The following is a 17,583-nucleotide window of genomic DNA, read 5'->3' as shown; positions in this document are numbered from 1 at the left end:
ATTTTAGGACGGGACAATAAGTTTAATTGTATCGTTATAGAAATGCAACATAAATATTGTATCTTTGAAATAATGATTACATATAACTATCGACAAATATGAGAAAGAGACTAACAATAGCCCTGGTGGCACATGATCACCGCAAAGCGGATATGGTAGAATGGTGTTATTATAATTCAGACTTCTTGTCAAAACACCAATTGGTTTGTACCGGAACAACAGGAACTCTTATTAAAGAAGCCTTTGAAGAAAAAGGAATAAAAGCAGATATTACCCGTATGAACTCCGGTCCATTGGGTGGTGATGCTGAGATTGCTGCAATGGTAGTGCGTCATGAGGTGGACTTGGCTATTTTCTTGATAGATGATTTAAATCCTCAACCCCATGAAGCCGATATAATGATGTTGTTGCGCCAATGCCGTGTGCACAACGTGCCAATTGCTTGTAATCGCTATAGCGCAGATCTTATGATCACAAGTACATTGTGGGATGATGATGATTATACGCCTACTTTGCCTCGATATGAAATTTTTGATCGAAGTAAATTTGATGCAAGTTTCAGAAGGAAAAAAGACTAAAAATAGAAAAAGGTAAGCTCATAAAAGCTTACCTTATTTTTTATCTGCGAATTGGAGACTTTCTACTTTTTCTAATCTGCTTACTAATTCGTCGTATTGAGCTTTTCTTATCTGTAGTATCATGCTACAGTTCATATCGAAATCTTGATGTAAAATTTTAGGTTCCATATCTTTTACCAGTCGCATCACATCATTCATATATGGATACTCGAAAGTGAATGATGTTTCCAAGTCTACTGTTTTTTCTATAATTTCTGCCTCGGCAATAGCTTCTGCCGCTGCTTCTCTGTAGGCGACAATGAGCCCGCTTGTGCCTAGCTTTATTCCGCCAAAGTAACGGACTACAGCAATTACTATATCCGTAAGGTTATTAGAATTTATTTGCCCTAGTATTGGTTTGCCAGCTGTTCCGGATGGCTCTCCGTCGTCGTTCGATCTGAATTCCGTCCGATCGGCTCCTAGCATATATGCCCAGCAAACATGTCGAGCATCATAGTATTCTTTGCGAAGTTTATCTATTTCATTTTTGGCTTCTTCTGTAGATTGCACAGGAATGGCGTAAGCAATAAATTTACTCCTTTTGTCAGTGTATATTGCTTTCGATAATTCCGTTATTGTTCTGAAAGTATCTTCCATAGACTACAAAGATACAAATTATGAAATAAAGCATTCTTTAGACAAAGTAATAATTAATGACAGAATTTCCGAGCAGAATGATATCTGATGCTATAAAGATTTTAGATTGTATGAAATAAAGTGAAAGATGTCTAATGCTTAAAAATGGGAGGTTTTGATTGATAATCAGGGGTAAATGTTTTACAAACCGGTATAAAATAGGAATGGTTGTCTCACGACAACCAATCTTCACTCCTAACCATAAATCTAATACCATGAAAAATACTTTACAAAAGTATGTATAATTTTTTATAAAACAAACTTAATGATATAAAAAATATAATTTTAACATTAATATAATTTTATTGTTTCGTTTTTAGAATCAAAATGTAATATATTTGTTTCCGTAAATAGTTAGTCTAAATTATAACTATCTGAGTCTTTGGCTCGAAGAATCGCAAAAGAGATATTAACTATTTATATAGAATTTAAACATCGAGTTTTTATGACTAAAACCTTACAAATATTTATATTTGTTATTACTATGCTTGATTGATAAATAGATCTTATTATTCATTAAATACTTAATTAGCTCTCTAATTCTATAGCATAAATTTAGATTGTAATTGTTACAAAGCTGACACAGAGAGGTTAAGTTGTAATTAAAAGATTGTCCGCTTCAAGATTTTTTTTATCATTTAAAGAATAAATTTAGCAAGTATCTAAAAAACATTATGGCATAGTTTTTGTTTCAATATTATAAATAGGTATTTTATTTTAATCTAAAAGGCTATTAGAAATAAAGCTTATATTTGCAACATACGCAAAGAACATCAAATAAGACGGTTATGGAAAATAATTTTTCACAGAGAGTTCGCAAAATCATGGGGTATAGCCGTGAGGAGGCCGGACGTCTTCAAACCAATTATCTGGCACCCGAACATTTGATGCTTGGTATACTTCGTAATGCAGAAGGATTGGCTATACAGGCATTAAAGGATTTTGGAATAGATTTGGTTGAATTAAAAGATAGTATTGATAATAATATATTAAAGCAGCAGGAAGATGCATATCCAAACAGTGAAGTCGTATTAAGTAAAAGTACTGAAAAGATTTTAAAGATGAGTATACTTGAAGCCAGGCTTACAAAAAGTCAGGAAACTGACTCCGAGCACTTACTTCTTGCCATTCTTAAAGATCATGACAATATAGCGGCGATGCTGTTGGAAGAATATCATATGGATTATAACGGAGCTTTCACTTATATAAAAAGTATGGGTGATATAATGCATGAAAATAAAAAGCAGTCGCCTCGTATGGGTGCCGACTTTACAGATGATGACGATGAGGATGATGAACCAATAAGCAGTGGAAACTCGAACGTTGGTACACAACAACCTCGTCAGGCTACAGATACGCCTGTACTCGATAATTTCGGTATAGACATGACGAAGTCAGCTTTGGAAAATAAGCTAGACCCAATTGTAGGCCGTGAAAAAGAAATTGAACGTTTAGCTCAGATTCTCAGCCGTCGTAAGAAAAACAATCCTATATTGATAGGAGAACCGGGAGTTGGAAAGTCTGCTATCGTTGAAGGTTTGGCATTACGAATAGTGCAGAAAAAAGTATCTCGAGTATTGTTCGATAAGCGTGTTATTGCCCTTGATATGGCTTCGGTTGTAGCCGGAACCAAATATCGTGGACAATTTGAAGAACGAATAAAGGCTATTTTGAACGAGTTGTCAAAGAATCCTAATATTATATTGTTTATTGACGAGATACATACGATCGTAGGAGCGGGGGGAGCTACGGGCTCTCTGGATGCCGCAAATATGTTGAAACCGGCTTTGGCCAGAGGCGAGATACAATGTATTGGTGCAACTACCCTCGATGAATATCGTAAGAATATAGAAAAAGATGGAGCTTTAGAACGTCGTTTCCAAAAGGTGATGGTAGATCCTACCACAGCAGAAGAAACGCTACAGATATTGCATAATATCAAAGAACGTTACGAAGAGCATCACAATGTGAAATATACTGAAGGTGCACTTGAGGCTTGTGTAAAACTCACCGATAGATATATTACAGATCGTAATTTCCCCGATAAAGCTATCGATGCTTTGGATGAAGCGGGTTCACGTATGCATATTGCAAATATACAGGTGCCTGTAGAAATTGAAGAAATCGAGAGCGAACTCAAAAATGTGATAGAGCAAAAAGGGGAAGCTGTAAAAGCACAGAAATATGAGTTGGCAGCGAGTTTCCGAGATACACAACGTCAATTGATGGCTAAGCTTGACAAGGCTGAAGTAGACTGGAAAGCATCGTTGAAAGAGAAACCGGAAACAGTAGACGCCGAAATGGTTGCTGAGGTAGTTTCTATGATGTCGGGAGTTCCTGTTCAACGTATTGGTGAGTCGGAAGGCTTGAAGCTTGTAGGTATGAAAGATAGCCTGAAAGCTGCTGTAATTGGCCAAGATGAGGCTGTAAGTAAAATCGTAAAAGCTATTCAGCGTAACCGTATAGGTCTTAAAGACCCTAACCGTCCGATTGGTTCATTTATGTTCCTTGGGCCTACTGGTGTAGGTAAGACTCACTTAGCGAAAAAGATTGCAGAACAATTGTTTGACTCTGCCGATGCTCTTATCCGTATAGACATGAGTGAATATATGGAGANNGGAGCACCTCCGGGATATGTGGGATACGAAGAAGGCGGATTGTTGAGTGAGAAAGTACGTCGTAAACCTTATTCTGTAGTACTGCTTGATGAGATAGAAAAGGCACATCCTGATGTGTATAATATCTTGTTGCAGGTGATGGACGAAGGCCACTTGACAGACAGTATGGGACGTAAGATAGACTTCAAGAATACGATACTGATTATGACCTCCAATGTAGGTACACGCCAGTTGAAAGATTTTGGAGGTGGTATTGGTTTTAATAAGCAATCTGCCGCCAACAAAGAATTCTCCAGAAGCGTGCTTCAAAAGGCATTGAATAAGTCTTTTTCTCCCGAGTTCTTGAATCGTGTAGATGACATAATAACATTCGATCAGTTAGATAAGTCTTCTATCGAGAAGATCATCGATATAGAACTAAAAGGCTTCTATAAACGTATGTCGGAGTTAGGGTATACTATCGAGCTAAGCCAGGAAGCGAAGGATTTCCTTACAGATAAAGGGTATGATGTGCAATTTGGCGCTCGTCCTTTGAAACGTGCTATTCAGAACTACGTGGAAGATGAGATTGCTGAGTTAATCCTTTCGGGTGGAGTAGCAGAAAACGGGACTATAACTTTTGAAGTAGATAAAGAAAAAGATAAATTGAAAGCAATAGCAAAATAAATTTTCTTAAATATTTTTTGAAAGAGGAGTGGACGTATTCACTCCTCTTCTGTTATACAATATATAATCTTATATTTGGGATATTAAAGAATTACTATAATGAATCGGATAAATATTATTACACTGGGAGTAAAAGATGTAAAGGCCTCTTGTGCGTTTTATAAGAAGCTTGGTTTTTCAACTCCCAATACAGAAGACAATCCTGCAATTGTCTTTTTTAATAACAGCGGGACAAAATTAGCTCTTTACCCCCTGAAAATGTTAGCGGAGGATATCGACAGTTCAGCTACACCTGAGCTAAACACAGGGTTCTCGGGATTTACATTGGCATACAATGCAAAATCGAAGGATGAAGTAGATGATATATTCGCCAAAGTGGAGAGCTTTGGAGGTAAGATAATAAAAAATCCCCAAGATGTTTTTTGGGGAGGTTATAGCGGATACTTCCAAGACTTAGATGGATATTATTGGGAGGTTGCTTATGCTGATTCTTGGCAGTTCGATGAAAATGATATGCTTCTTATAACAGAGTAACCTGTTATAAGTTTCGTGCATGTCGCATCAACTCTTCTCTTATAATAGTGAGTTTTAAGCTTACTATACGGTCTGCTTTTTGAAACTCCTCGTTGTCATCAAGCTTTTTGTGTCGGCGAACAAACTCATCCAAGCTGTCGGTGTCTGAATATCCTTCAAAAATGGTGTCCTTTGCTTCTTTTGCCTTTCGGACTACATCTGCAGTCTCTTTCAATGGAGGGATCAACAGCAATGTATCCAATACTATATTGAGGTATGAAAAGTCTAATGACAACCCGAAGTCTTTATCTTCGATAATCCTTAGCCATTGGTATATCAAACTGATGTTCTCTTTAGTTACTCCCTCTATATGTATATAGTTCTTATCGAAAAGATCTTCCCTTATAGCCGATACGGTTCTGTTGAAATCGTACTTCTCTGCTTCATAATACTTATTAGCCATTTCTTCGTCACAGCCGGTAAGGGATTGTATTTCCTTTATCGATTTAGCTTTGAATAGGTAGACGCATTTTTCTACATCATTATCATTCTCTTTCAATATTTGCATGGCTTCTCCCATTGGTATGGGGAGTATTTTTCTGAGCTCTATGATCTTTTCTTTCATCTGTTTGTTTTTTACTCAACAAAGATAAAAAGCTATTGTTATCTTTACAAATAATAAAAAAGCAAGGATATGAACTCACGATTTGATATGCTATTAGCGATATACAATGACACGAAGAATGAAAAGTATGATTATGCAGTGCAGCCATGGGGTGCTACCGAACCTCATAATTATCATTTGCCTTATATGACAGATTGCTATCTGGCTCACGATTTGTCAGTAGATGCGGTCATTAAGGCATACGAAAACCAGAAAGTGAAAGGAATGGTATTGCCTGTAATACATCTTGGATCGCAGAATCCGGGGCAAAGAGAACTACCTTTTTGTTTGCATGCCGGTTATGAGACGCAAAAAGCCATACTATCGGATATCGTTTCTTCGCTGAACTATCAAGGGGTGCATAAACTTGTTATTGTAAACGGACATGGTGGAAATAGCTTTAAGAATATGATACGAGATCTGGCTGTTCAATATCCTGATTTTTTGATTGTGATAAGTAATCTGTTCGCCATTGTTCCTCAGACCGGATATTTTGAAGAAAAAGACGACCATGCCGGCGAAATGGAAACCTCAATGATGATGCATTATCATCCCGAGTTGGTGAACCTATCTGTTGCCGGAGACGGAGCGTCTAAAGCCTTTAGTGCTGAATCTCTTAGAGACGGCATTGGTTGGACGCCAAGAAATTGGGCGAAGGTCTCTCATGATACAGGGATTGGTAATCCTAAAAAGTCAACAGCAGAGAAAGGTAAGAAATATGCCGATGCTGTGAGCCGGAAACTTTCTGAACTGTTTATAGATGTGGCGAAAGAGAATATCTATTGATACAGTAAAAAGGTGGAATAATTGTTGTTGCTCTCTTTTTGTCATTTTGAGTGTAACGAAGAATCTCGACTTTGAATACACGAGATGTTTCACTTCGTTCAACATGACAAAGAAAACAGTAGCAATTATTCCACCTTCATTATCTATTATTTTTCTGTGTCGTAATCGAACCAATCAAAATAGACTTTAGCCTTACTTGGTTTCCCATTCGAGGATGTGTAGAGTCCTATCATCACCCCTGTAAAGCCACCTGCAACCTCAGTACTCAGGTATCGGGTATCTAGCCTTCCCAATTCATTGAAGTTATCGCTATCGGCTTCTGCGCAATAAAAAGCGTATTGCGAAGGTGTGCCTTCAATCTTCAACTTCAGCTTATTACTTTTAACTTGTTTTTCTCCTGCAATGTAAGAAAGAGATCCTACTTTTACACGTAATTGTACTACATGCTGATTGCCCAACTTTTTCAATAACAAGTCGTAGTGATGCGTATTATTTTGTATCAATGTCATTCCCGCTTCTTCGTTACTAGCAGATGAATTGAACTCTAAAAGAGTTTCAGCCCTGAAATCATGCTCTGTTTGTCGGCGGCAGATCATTGATATTGCCTCAGTTTCGTCTAATGTATATGGAGATGTACTGATTCTTATCCATCCTTTCTTTTCTGTCAACGAATAGTTTTCTCTGACAGGATTACGTAAATATTGCCACTCGAATCCAAGTTTGTCTGCATCAAAGTTTGTACGTATAGCTGCTTTTTCTATCGGATGGAGTGGGAGTGTAGGAACCTCCATATTTAGTGAAACAGTTCCGTTTCCGTTCACTTGTGGCCAGCCGCCTTTAGGCCAGTCTACAGGAGCTAAGAATGTTTCACGTCCCAGTACATGATAATATGCCCATTGATGCGTTACTCTGAATCCTAGGAATACCATCCACCAAGAGCCGTCGTTTGCCTGTACAAGATCTGCATGTCCGACACCTTGTATAGTATTGCTTTGCCCTCTTCTGTTGGCATGAGTCAGTATCGGATTTAATGGACATGATTCGTATGGGCCGAATATATTCCTGCTGCGTCCTATAGTAGCGCTGTGCATATATTCTGTTCCTCCTTCACCCAGCAAAAGGTAATAGAAACCATCTTTTTTGTAAATGTGGGGAGCTTCAGGGAAACGACCTCCTATGCCCCCCCAAACAAGACGTTCGGGAGATAATACCTTACCTGTTTTGATATCGATCTCGGTAACTCGGATACCCTCGTCGCCTTGAGTTACGAAATATGTTTTACCATCTTCATCCCAGAAAATGTCAGGATCTATGCTTTTTATATCCACCCAAATAGGGTCGCTCCAAGGTCCCGCTGGATCAGTAGCGGTACAGTAAAAATTACCTTTGTCCGATACGTTTGTACAAATGACATAAAATAACCCATCGTGGTAACGTATGGACGGAGCATATAGTCCTCCCGATGCAGAAACTTTGTGTAATGACAACTGCGAATCTCTCGTTAGGCAGTGTCCTATCTGTTTCCAGTTTATCAAATCCTTGCTATGATAGATAGGTAGCCCCGGAAAATATTCGAATGACGAAGTAACAAGATAAAAATCGTCTCCTACTCTGCAAACACTGGGATCGGGATTGAACCCCGGGATTATAGGATTTTTATATCCCGTTTGCGAAAAAGCCTGACTGATCAACAAAGTAGTGAGGCAAAAGAGAAAGAATGTTCTAAAAACGCTTTTCATGGTCTTTTGTTATGTGATTGTTTTTCAATTTAATATAATGAAAAGGTGACAAAAGTGACACTTTTTCCAGAGATTCTGTTTGTCACCTTTACATTTCTGTCAGATTCCTATGTAAAGATAATTTTACTTCACATTTATTGTTATAGAGCTTTTTACATCGGCAGATGATGCAGCACAATGCAATGTGAACTTATCCGATTCTACTACCCATTCGTGTGCTTTGTCATTGAAGAAAGCAAGGTCTTTGACAGGTATTGACAGTTCTACATTTTTAGTCTCTCCGGCTTTTAAGAAAACTTTTTTGAATGCTTTCAACTCTTTAGCAGGGCGCTCCATCGAAGGTTTTTGCTGTGATGCATATATCTGTACCGATTCAGCTCCGTCAACGTTTCCTTTGTTAGTAAGAGTTAGGCTTATTTTAATTTCGTCATTTTTACTGTACTCTTTCTTGTCTGTAGAAGCTTTACCATATTCGAATGTGGTATATGACAATCCATAGCCGAAAGGAAATAATGCCGGAATTTTCTTTGTGTCGTGCCAACGGTAACCAACCAAGATATCTTCTTTGTATATCTGTTTGATGCTATCTCCCGGATAGGAAATTGTACCGAAAGACATAGCACCGTTATCTTCTAACTTCTTCGGAATACTAAATGGTAACTTTCCCGAAGGATTGATGTCACCTGAAATTACATTCGCTGTCGCATTTCCTGCTTCCGAACCAAGATACCATGACTGCATCAAAGCTGGTACTTTATCCAGCCACGGCATAGCCACGGCATTTCCACTCACGATAACGATTCCCATGTTTTTATTTACCTTCAACAAGTCTTCGATCAGTTCGTTCTGACCAAATGGCAGGTCGTAAGAAGTACGGTCTCCGCCTTCGCAGTCTTGTTGATAGTTTTTGTTTAACCCTCCGAAGAATAAAACAACGTCTGCATCTTTAACCAAAGCCAAAGCTTCCCGCTTCAATGAATCTGCATTGTACGGAGATGGAATGAAATGATCGTATACGCTAGGTCCTGAACCATACCCCATTGTGTAGAATACTTTATCAGCACCATATTTTATTTTCAATCCTTCGAGAGGAGAAACTTCTTTCTTTACTTTCAGTTCAGACGATCCTCCGCCTACTGTTAGTGAGCGGGTTGCGTTTTCTCCGATTACAACAATTTTCTTGTAGCGGTCTTTAGCTATCGGGAAAAAGTTATTTGTATTTTTCATCAATACAATACCTTGTTCTGCCACTTCACGGCTTACAGCTGCATGTTCGGGTGTAGTAAAACTACCGTATGGACGGTTTCTGTCCATATTGGTTCTCAAATTTAGACGTAATACTCTACGAACTTTATCATCGAGGGTAGATATCGGTAATTCGCCCTTTTCCAACATCTTCAGATATGGTTTTGCCAGATAGTAATTGTCGTAAGCAAAACTTTGGCCCCATGTGAGCCCGTTAGTCCAAGTTCCCATTTCTATATCAAGACCGTACAATGCTGCTTCACGTGTGTCGTGAGCACTTCCCCAGTCTGTAACTACCACACCGTCATATTTCCATTCTCCTTTTAGTATCTGATTGATAAGTCTTTCGTTATGGCTGCAATACTGACCTCTGTATTTGTTATAAGAACCCATTATTGCCCATACCTTACCTTCTTCTACTCCTGCTTTGAATGCCGGGAGGTATATTTCATATAATGCTCTGTCGCTCACTTCCACATCGATATGCCCGCGCCATAGTTCTTGGTTATTTAGGGCAAAGTGTTTCATAGTGGCTGCCACTCCGTTTTGTTGTACTCCTTTGACAAAAGGAACAACCATCTTAGAGGCTAAGTAAGGGTCTTCACCCATATATTCAAAGTTACGACCATTCATCGGGGTGCGATAAATATTTACACCGGGTCCAAGAATCATTTCTTTTTTTCTAAAACGAGCTTCTTCTCCTAATGCATTTCCATATTTCAGAGAAAGCTCTGGGTTGAATGTCGCAGCCAAACATGTTAATGCAGGGAAAGCTGTACATGAGTCGTTTGTCCATCCTGCATGGTTCCATGTGTCCCAGTCTATTTCCATGCGCACCCCATGAGGGCCGTCGCTCATCCATATTTCAGGAATACCAAGACGAGGAACTCCGGGTGTACTAAATTTAGATTGAGCATGTATCATCGCAATCTTTTCTTCCAGAGTCATTCTTGATAGAGCATCTTCTATTCTGAGCTCCATAGGTTTACTATCGTCAAGGTAGATCGGAATCTGTTTTGTTTGTCCGTTGGCTTGCAATAAGAGTAAGCTGAATAATACATAAAAAAATAATTTCTTCATGTTTTCTGTAATTGTTTAATATTTATTTGTTTAACGTAATTTCAATTTTATTTCCCTTATTTAAGGTCAGGTATAATTTATCTCCTTCTACTTTGTATTTGCTTGTTCCCGCTATGAAAGGCTTTCCGCTAGGTAGTTTTATTATAAACTGATTGTTTGTAGTTGCTGTGATATGTATATTTTGAATCTTGTTATCTTTCCATTTAAAGGAGATTTCTGCACCCCCTCTTACTTTCATGCCTCTTACTTCTCCGTCTTTCCACCCGTCGGGTATAGCCGGCAGTAGTTCTATAAAACCTTCATGGCTTTGTAGAAGCATTTCCCCTATTCCGGCTGATCCGCCAAAGTTGCCATCTATTTGCATCGGAGGGTGTGCACTGAACAGATTTGGATACGTACCCCAGTTATTTTCAGCCGGTTTCAACAGGTCTCCAATCAGTTTGTAAGCCTTATTCCCATCTTTGAGCCGTGCCCAGAAATTAATTTTCCACGCCATAGACCATCCTGTAGACTGATCTCCTCGTCTTGTCAAGGTGACTTTAGCCGCTTCCATTAGTTTGGGAGTCTTTTCGTACGTAAGCTCATTTCCCGGATGCAGTCCATACAGTTGTGAGACATGGCGATGGTGGATTTCACTTTCTTCATAATCTTCGAGCCATTCCATTACCTGTCCGTATTTCCCGATTGAAGTAGGTGCTAGTCGTTCTTTCTTCGCTGAAATATCTTTGATCCATTCATTATCTACCTCTAATATTTTTGCGGCATTCTCCACGTTTGTAAATAATTCGCGAATAATCTGATTGTCCATCGCTGAGCCCGCACAGATACTTACCACGTCTCCCGATGGTGTTATGTAAGCGTTCTCAGGTGAAGTAGTCGGAGCAGTGACCAAATAGCCGTTGTTCGGGTCTTCGATCAGCATATCTTCAAAGAATAAAGCCGCACCTTTCATTGTAGGATATACCGATTTTAGATATTCTTTGTCCTGACTGTACAGATAGTGTTCCCAGAGATGCTGGCACATCCATGCGCCGGCCGTGTTGGTTGCTCCCCATGACGGATGTTCTCCGGGAGACGTGAAGCCCCATACATTACTCAAAATATGAACTACCCATCCACGGCTGTTATAATATATTTTTGCTGTTTTTTCTCCCGGTTCTACCAGTGATTTTACAAACTCGATAGTCGGTTTGTGGAGCTCAGAAAGATTAAACATTTCAGCCCCCCAAAGATTCATCTGTAGATTGATATTCAAATGATAATCAGCATTCCACGGAGTATTTATTTGTGGAGCCCACAACCCTTGCAGGTTAGGAGGGAGGCTTCCCTCTCGGGTAGACGATATCAATAGATAACGACCATACTGCATATATAAGGCAGCCAGATTATAATCCGTTTTGTCTGTTGCAAATGCTTCCAGCCGCTTATCTATTGCTAGTGAGGAATTCTTATTTTTTTCTAAAGTCAGGTCTACACGATTAAAGAGAGCCTGATATTTTGCAATATGTTTCTTTTTTAGTTTCTCATAATTTACTCCGGCATTGTTCAATAGGTCAGAAGCTACTTTTTCATGATTCGTACCGTTGTAGTTGGTCGCTAATGAGACATAGAGGGTGACTTCACTTGCATTCTTTATGTCAATTTCTTTGTCTGTCGCAGATAATTTACCTCCTTTGTTTATCACCTTCACCATTCCCAAATATTTCATTCCCGAATGGTTTTCTCCTGCTTCCAATTGTCCGAAGATATAAAGTGTATTGCCGCTGGCATAAGTTTTAAAATTCTCATCACGTTGCAATGATATTTTTAAGCTTAATGCTTCCTGCTTACTTGCCGTATATTTTACCAATCCGATGTCGTCCGAGAAAGACGTAAAGTATTCTCGTTTGTATTCTACATCATTTTTAGAGAAAGAAACAGTAGATAGTGCATTATTCATGTCCAGCACCCTTTTATACTGTATCGCTTCAGATTTGTCAGGGTATAGAAAGTCTACATACAGATTCGCAAAAATCTGGAATTTACCGTATTCCAAACCCGCACTTCCTTTGCCTTTGCAGGTGAAAGTTTTGTACATTAATTCCTGAGCCTCTTTATTCTTTTTCTCAAATAGAAGTCTTCTTATTTCGCCCAAATACTTATAAGCTTCGGGATTATCAGCATCTTGTTCGTTTCCCGACCATAGAGAAATTTCATTTAGTACGACTCGTTCTCTTTCTACTCCACCCCAAGGCATCATACCTATTCTGCCATTTCCTAGTGGAATCGATTCTTCCCATATGGATGCCGGCTTATCGAAATAGTATTGCCATTCGTTCTGTTTATCTTGAGCAGAAAGTCCACTCCATGAAAAAATAAATAATAATAAAAATAGTTTGTAGAACTTCATTTTTTACTTGTTTATCCTATAATGTACACCTTGTATTTGTCCTTTTTCCAGCTGATAATTATTACCCGATTTTGTAAGAATAATATCTGTTAGTTTATTGTCTGACGGAAGACAAACGAATCCGGTTGCTTTTTCTTTGTCTCCATAAACTTTGAGTTCTATATCAGACCAATTAATTTTATCTGTAGATTGTGCAAGTTGGGCGTGCGGGATAACAGCACCATCACGCACCAGAATGATAGCAGGGATTTTGCCGGTTTCTATCACATTCCATCCTTGTTGATATGTTTTTCCACTTTGATAATCGATCCAGTTGCCTTTCGGTAGATATACATTTCGCTCCGTTCCGGCTTCCATCATCGGAGCTACTAATATGTCAGCCCCGAAGAGATACTCATCTTCTACAAGCCATGCTCCGGCATCGTTCGGATATTCCACAAACAAAGCCCGAACCATAGGCAACCCTTTTTCGGTACATAATTTAGCCTGTGCATAAATATACGGCATTAATTTGTATTTCATTTCGGCTGATTCACGAAAAGCTTTTACAAAGTTATCATTGTATAGCCAAGGCTCTTTTGGTGGTGCTCCATGTGCACGGCTATGCGATGTCAAGAATCCGAAAGGTAACCAACGTCGATACAGATTCTCGGGAGCAGCAACCACAAATCCTCCTATATCGTGACTCCAGAAAGAGAAGCCGCTTAGCCCGAATGAGAGGCCTCCGCGTAATGTCGCATCCATACCGATATCTGTATTGGCAGCATCGCCACCCCAATGGAGAGGATAGCGTTGGCTTCCTGCCCAAGCACTGCGAGCCCATATAATATTTTCATTGTTGACTTCTTTGGTGATGTCTGCAACAGCTTTGTTGTAACGCAGCGGATACAGATTGTGCTCGTACCATCCTCCACGTCCTGAGGCATAAAATCCTTCCATTGGTGCGGCTTCTCCGAAGTCTACTTTTATTGCACCAACTCCCATTTTTAGTAACCCTGCAAGTTTGTCCTGATACCATTTTACAGTCTCAAGGTTGGAAAAGTCTAAAACTGCATCTTCATAAGGCATTTCTCCTTTTGAGTTTTTTACATGCAGGTTTTTCTCTATTATTTCATTGAAAAATTTATTTTTAGGTGTAAAATAAGTCAGTTGCCACAGCGAAATGTGGAATCCATCTTTCTTCAGATCATCGATCATTTTCTGAGGATTGGAAAATCTCGATGGCGCAAATTTATAGTCGCATTGCCAATCTGTTTCGAACCATCCTGTATCGAAATGAATAACATCTGACGGTATCTTGTAAGAACGTAGCTTGGCTGCTACATCATAACCCTCGCTTTGCTCAAAGTAAGTGATACGACTCATCCATGTGCCAAACGACCAGAGTGGAGGCATAGATGGCTTCCCTACTATTTCGGTATATTCATTCAGTATGTCTTTGGGTTCTCCGATAAATATGAACAGGTCGAGTGCTTCGTCTCCCATGAACAGCTTGTTTGCACCTACATAGGTATTCCCGAAATCGCAAGTGACAGGGGCTGATGTGTGCATGAACATCCCGTAGCCACGATTACTCATAAAGAAAGGAATTGGCTTGTACATCTGATCTGTTTCGGGGCCTTGCGGGTCGGTAACAAATAGATTCACTTTTTGGCCTCTTTTGTCTAATTTGTTTACAGATTCGCCGCAACCAAATATTTTCTCACCCGGAGACAATGAAAATACAGGGTTTACTGCCCGGCTATTATCCACTCCCCGTTTGATGAAGTTGAAAGGGATAACCTTTACTTGCGAAGAATCATTGTCGTACCAACGCCATGTATCGGTCAAACGTTTTCCTTTTTCATCTCTCAATGTGATACGGAATGGATTTTCTTCAATTTCTATACTTCCGTAATTGCTTTTATAGGTATGGGTATTTCCTGTTTTAGAATATTTCCATGAACTGTCTTTCCCCGGTTCTTTGACTAACATAGGAGAGCCAAAAGGTTTAGGCTGAACGGGTGTTGTCAACATTCTTATTCGCAATGTGCGTGGTGTGACAAAATCTACCGAGAAGTCTAATTCAGGGTTTTGCTCATAGGCTTCACCCGGAAAATCTAACATCTTTAAATCTTGTGGCAAGATTGTATTTACATTAAAAGCCTGACGAGTGTACAATGATGTGCGTTTCCACGAGATTTTCCCTTTCCCGTCTGCTCCGTTAAATGAAGCCACTTTGTCGGCAAAGAAAAAGGTATTGTGAAAATCTTTAAAGTCGATACTCATGTCGATAGGTTCGCCTAATATGCGTTTTTGTTGAGCCGCAAGCTGCGTGCTGAAGCAAATGATGAGACAAAGAATAATTCGTATTTTCATAGGTTTTAGATTGGTTATTTTAGTTGTATTTCTTTTGTCAGCCTGATATCTTCCGAAGACGATCCGATCAAGAGATTCACTGTTCCGGGTTCTATTACAAACGAGTCTTTATCGTTGTCCCAATATGCAAGATCATCTGTACTTAGTGTGAATTCAAAAGTCTTACTTTCTCCTTTTTTGATACTAATACGATCAAAACCTTTTAGCTGCTTGATTGGTCGTACTACTTTTGACTGAGGAAATGATACATATAGCTGGGCTACTTCTTCTCCATCCACATCTCCTGTGTTTTTTACGTTCACTGATACTTTTAGATCTTTTCCTTTAGAAAGAGTAGAAGAAGATAAAGTTATATCGGAGTAGCTGAAATTTGTGTAGCTAAGACCATATCCGAAAGGGTATAGCGGCTTTTCTTTTGCATACATGTATGTGCGACCATTTCGTATATCATAATCCATCATTGGAGGCAGGTCGGCAATGGATTTTACCCAAGTCTGATTTGTTCTGCCTGCCGGATTATAGTTACCGAAGATTACGTCAGCCAGACCATTTCCGAGCTCTTGACTGTTGTTTGTAATGTGCAGTATCGTCGGTATATTCTCTTGCGACCAGTTTATAGCAAAGGGGAAGCTACTGACCAGTACCATTACGGTATTTGAGTTCGCTTTATGTACAATCTTTACTAAGTCTTCTTGTTCGAGTGATAAAGCTTTGCGATCAACAGCCTCACGTCCATCACTCGGCACAGGTGAATATTTCCATTTAGGATCGGTGCCATATACATGATTTCCAACGCATACTATGGCTATATCAGCTTTCTGTGCGGCAAGATAGGCTTTGTCGATTTCATTGGAAGGCTCGTATATAACTTCGACATTGTTCCCGACTGCATTTTTTATACCTTGTAGTATGGAAACTGTATAAGGCGGAGTGCCGCTATACCAGTCGAGTAATACTTCGTTGGCTCGTGGACCAATAACTGCAATCCTCTTGATGTTTCCTTTCTTTAAAGGCAATAGTTTTTTCTCGTTTTTTAGTAGCACGACAGATTTTGCAGTAACCAGACGTACAAAATCTTGTATATCTTTATTTTTCCATACCGAAACAGTATCGGTAACTCCTATATGAGCATAAGGTAGTTTTGTCTGATCTCCATCTAGCAGGCCTAGCTTCAATGCAATATAGAAGTTTCCCCGTATAGCCTTGTCTATATCTGCTTCTGTCAGCATCCCTTTTTCTAAGGCTTCGTATATATATGGACGGAAATTATCGAGGAATTGTCCTACGCCGGCTTTTACGATGGCGGCACTGCCTTCTGTGTGAGTTGGGAATGTCTTATGTGCTTTTATCAACAGATCGAGAGCTCCTCCGTCGGTACAGATTATTCCTTTAAAGTTCCAATCTTTACGAATATCTTTCAAAATAGGGTGGATTGTCATCGGTATTCCATTCCAGCTATTGTAAGCTGCCATGAAGGCCTGAGAGCCGCCCTTTTCTATGCCCTTGCGAAAGGGGTATGAGTAATATTCGTGAAACAGTCGATTGTCAAAATTGGAGGATGTAGAATCTCTCCCGTCTTCATTGCTGTTCGCTAGGAAATGTTTCATTAAGGATGCCGATTTCCAGTATCGGGGATTTTCTCCTTGTAGTCCTTTTATGAAGGCTACCGCCATCTCCGATACCAGAAAAGGGTCTTCTCCAAAACTCTCCTCGGTGCGTCCCCAACGTGGGTCCCGGGCTAAGTCAGCATTGGGGGCACGCATTACCAAACCTCCTTTTGTATATCTTTCGTTTTGTGTATAATATCTTATTTCTGTGGCTTCTATGTCAGCTACTTTTTTTATCAGTTCTGTATCCCATGTCTCACCTAGCCCATAGGCCTGAGGAAATGTAGTTGTAGGATATACATCGGGCACACGCTGATAATTTACCATTTTGAAACCACCCCAGTTACCCGGGCCTCCCAGTGCCATCCCGTGCAAACCTTCAGAATGTCCTGTGTTTCGAATTCCTAAGCGAGGAACTCCTAAGTTTGTGGATAGTGCATTTATTTTCTCGTCAATTGTCATTATAGACAGGAGATTGTCGAGGCGTTTTTCGTCGCTTAAGCTTGTGTTTTGGAACGGATAAACATATTGTGCAAATACTCCGGCATTCGCAAACAAAATAGATAGCAGAATAAATAATAGTTTTTTCATGGAATAGATTTTAACCGTACAATACAAAAATATTACATCTTTAGCTTTAAATCTATTCCGTATGTTTCATAAAG

11 protein-coding genes are annotated in these 17,583 nt (G+C 39.4%); 4 read left to right on the top strand and 7 right to left on the bottom strand.

Annotated features, from left to right (window positions below):
• Nucleotides 1–98 precede the first annotated feature (98 nt).
• Entirely contained in the window at nucleotides 99–578 is a 480-nt protein-coding gene (locus B3P17_RS15805) for a methylglyoxal synthase (protein WP_006842469.1), read from the top strand.
• Nucleotides 579–611: 33 nt separating this feature from the next.
• Here the strand turns inward: B3P17_RS15805 and B3P17_RS15800 are convergent, their stop codons facing one another.
• Complete coding sequence (locus tag B3P17_RS15800) at nucleotides 612–1,214, bottom strand: IMPACT family protein (RefSeq protein WP_291106290.1); 603 nt, start codon at nucleotides 1,212–1,214, stop codon at nucleotides 612–614.
• Nucleotides 1,215–2,041: 827 nt separating this feature from the next.
• On the opposite strand from B3P17_RS15800, the gene B3P17_RS15795 reads away from it, so the two are divergent.
• Nucleotides 2,042–4,537, top strand: coding sequence for an ATP-dependent Clp protease ATP-binding subunit (locus tag B3P17_RS15795; protein ID WP_291106287.1), 2,496 nt, complete (start codon nucleotides 2,042–2,044; stop codon nucleotides 4,535–4,537).
• 99 nt (nucleotides 4,538–4,636) lie between these two features.
• Nucleotides 4,637–5,071, top strand: coding sequence for a VOC family protein (locus tag B3P17_RS15790; RefSeq protein ID WP_252636662.1), 435 nt, complete (start codon nucleotides 4,637–4,639; stop codon nucleotides 5,069–5,071).
• 4 nt (nucleotides 5,072–5,075) lie between these two features.
• On the opposite strand, the gene B3P17_RS15785 is transcribed toward B3P17_RS15790, so the two are convergent.
• Nucleotides 5,076–5,675, bottom strand: a complete 600-nt coding sequence (locus B3P17_RS15785) for a hypothetical protein (RefSeq protein WP_252636661.1) — start codon at nucleotides 5,673–5,675, stop codon at nucleotides 5,076–5,078.
• Nucleotides 5,676–5,744: 69 nt separating this feature from the next.
• Between B3P17_RS15785 and B3P17_RS15780 the strand changes: the two genes are divergently transcribed.
• Nucleotides 5,745–6,500 (top strand): creatininase family protein, encoded by a 756-nt coding sequence (locus tag B3P17_RS15780; RefSeq protein WP_252636660.1) that lies wholly within the window; start codon nucleotides 5,745–5,747, stop codon nucleotides 6,498–6,500.
• A 146-nt stretch (nucleotides 6,501–6,646) separates the two neighbouring features.
• Here the strand turns inward: B3P17_RS15780 and B3P17_RS15775 are convergent, their stop codons facing one another.
• The 5 genes from B3P17_RS15775 to B3P17_RS15755 form a co-directional block, all read right to left on the bottom strand.
• Nucleotides 6,647–8,239, bottom strand: a complete 1,593-nt coding sequence (locus tag B3P17_RS15775) for a glycoside hydrolase family 43 protein (RefSeq protein ID WP_291106282.1) — start codon at nucleotides 8,237–8,239, stop codon at nucleotides 6,647–6,649.
• A 123-nt stretch (nucleotides 8,240–8,362) separates the two neighbouring features.
• Nucleotides 8,363–10,564 carry a beta-glucosidase gene (locus B3P17_RS15770; RefSeq protein WP_252636658.1) on the bottom strand — a complete coding sequence of 734 codons (2,202 nt, stop codon included), beginning with the start codon at nucleotides 10,562–10,564 and terminating at the stop codon, nucleotides 8,363–8,365.
• Nucleotides 10,565–10,586: 22 nt separating this feature from the next.
• The gene (locus B3P17_RS15765) at nucleotides 10,587–12,953 is read right to left on the bottom strand and encodes a glycoside hydrolase family 95 protein (protein ID WP_252636657.1); all 2,367 of its coding nucleotides are present in this window, start codon (nucleotides 12,951–12,953) and stop codon (nucleotides 10,587–10,589) included.
• Between the two features lie 3 nt (nucleotides 12,954–12,956).
• Nucleotides 12,957–15,311, bottom strand: a complete 2,355-nt coding sequence (locus tag B3P17_RS15760; protein ID WP_252636656.1) for an alpha-xylosidase — start codon at nucleotides 15,309–15,311, stop codon at nucleotides 12,957–12,959.
• A gap of 14 nt (nucleotides 15,312–15,325) precedes the next feature.
• Nucleotides 15,326–17,509 carry a glycoside hydrolase family 3 C-terminal domain-containing protein gene (locus B3P17_RS15755; RefSeq protein WP_252636655.1) on the bottom strand — a complete coding sequence of 728 codons (2,184 nt, stop codon included), beginning with the start codon at nucleotides 17,507–17,509 and terminating at the stop codon, nucleotides 15,326–15,328.
• Between the last annotated feature and the right edge of the window lie 74 nt (nucleotides 17,510–17,583).

This window comes from Dysgonomonas sp. UBA7630 (genome assembly GCF_002483985.1).
Lineage (GTDB): Bacteria > Bacteroidota > Bacteroidia > Bacteroidales > Dysgonomonadaceae > Dysgonomonas.
This window is presented reverse-complemented; position numbering and strand designations above follow the sequence as displayed.

Bases quoted from the DNA above. Each gene is read 5' to 3' on its own strand.
- B3P17_RS15790 (WP_252636662.1), top strand. From the start codon at position 4,637: ATGAATCGGATAAATATTATTACACTGGGAGTAAAAGATGTAAAGGCC.
- B3P17_RS15805 (WP_006842469.1), top strand. From the start codon at position 99: ATGAGAAAGAGACTAACAATAGCCCTGGTGGCACATGATCACCGCAAA.
- B3P17_RS15800 (WP_291106290.1), bottom strand. From the start codon at position 1,214: ATGGAAGATACTTTCAGAACAATAACGGAATTATCGAAAGCAATATAC.
- B3P17_RS15785 (WP_252636661.1), bottom strand. From the start codon at position 5,675: ATGAAAGAAAAGATCATAGAGCTCAGAAAAATACTCCCCATACCAATG.
- B3P17_RS15755 (WP_252636655.1), bottom strand. From the start codon at position 17,509: ATGAAAAAACTATTATTTATTCTGCTATCTATTTTGTTTGCGAATGCC.
- B3P17_RS15775 (WP_291106282.1), bottom strand. From the start codon at position 8,239: ATGAAAAGCGTTTTTAGAACATTCTTTCTCTTTTGCCTCACTACTTTG.
- B3P17_RS15760 (WP_252636656.1), bottom strand. From the start codon at position 15,311: ATGAAAATACGAATTATTCTTTGTCTCATCATTTGCTTCAGCACGCAG.
- B3P17_RS15770 (WP_252636658.1), bottom strand. From the start codon at position 10,564: ATGAAGAAATTATTTTTTTATGTATTATTCAGCTTACTCTTATTGCAA.
- B3P17_RS15780 (WP_252636660.1), top strand. From the start codon at position 5,745: ATGAACTCACGATTTGATATGCTATTAGCGATATACAATGACACGAAG.
- B3P17_RS15765 (WP_252636657.1), bottom strand. From the start codon at position 12,953: ATGAAGTTCTACAAACTATTTTTATTATTATTTATTTTTTCATGGAGT.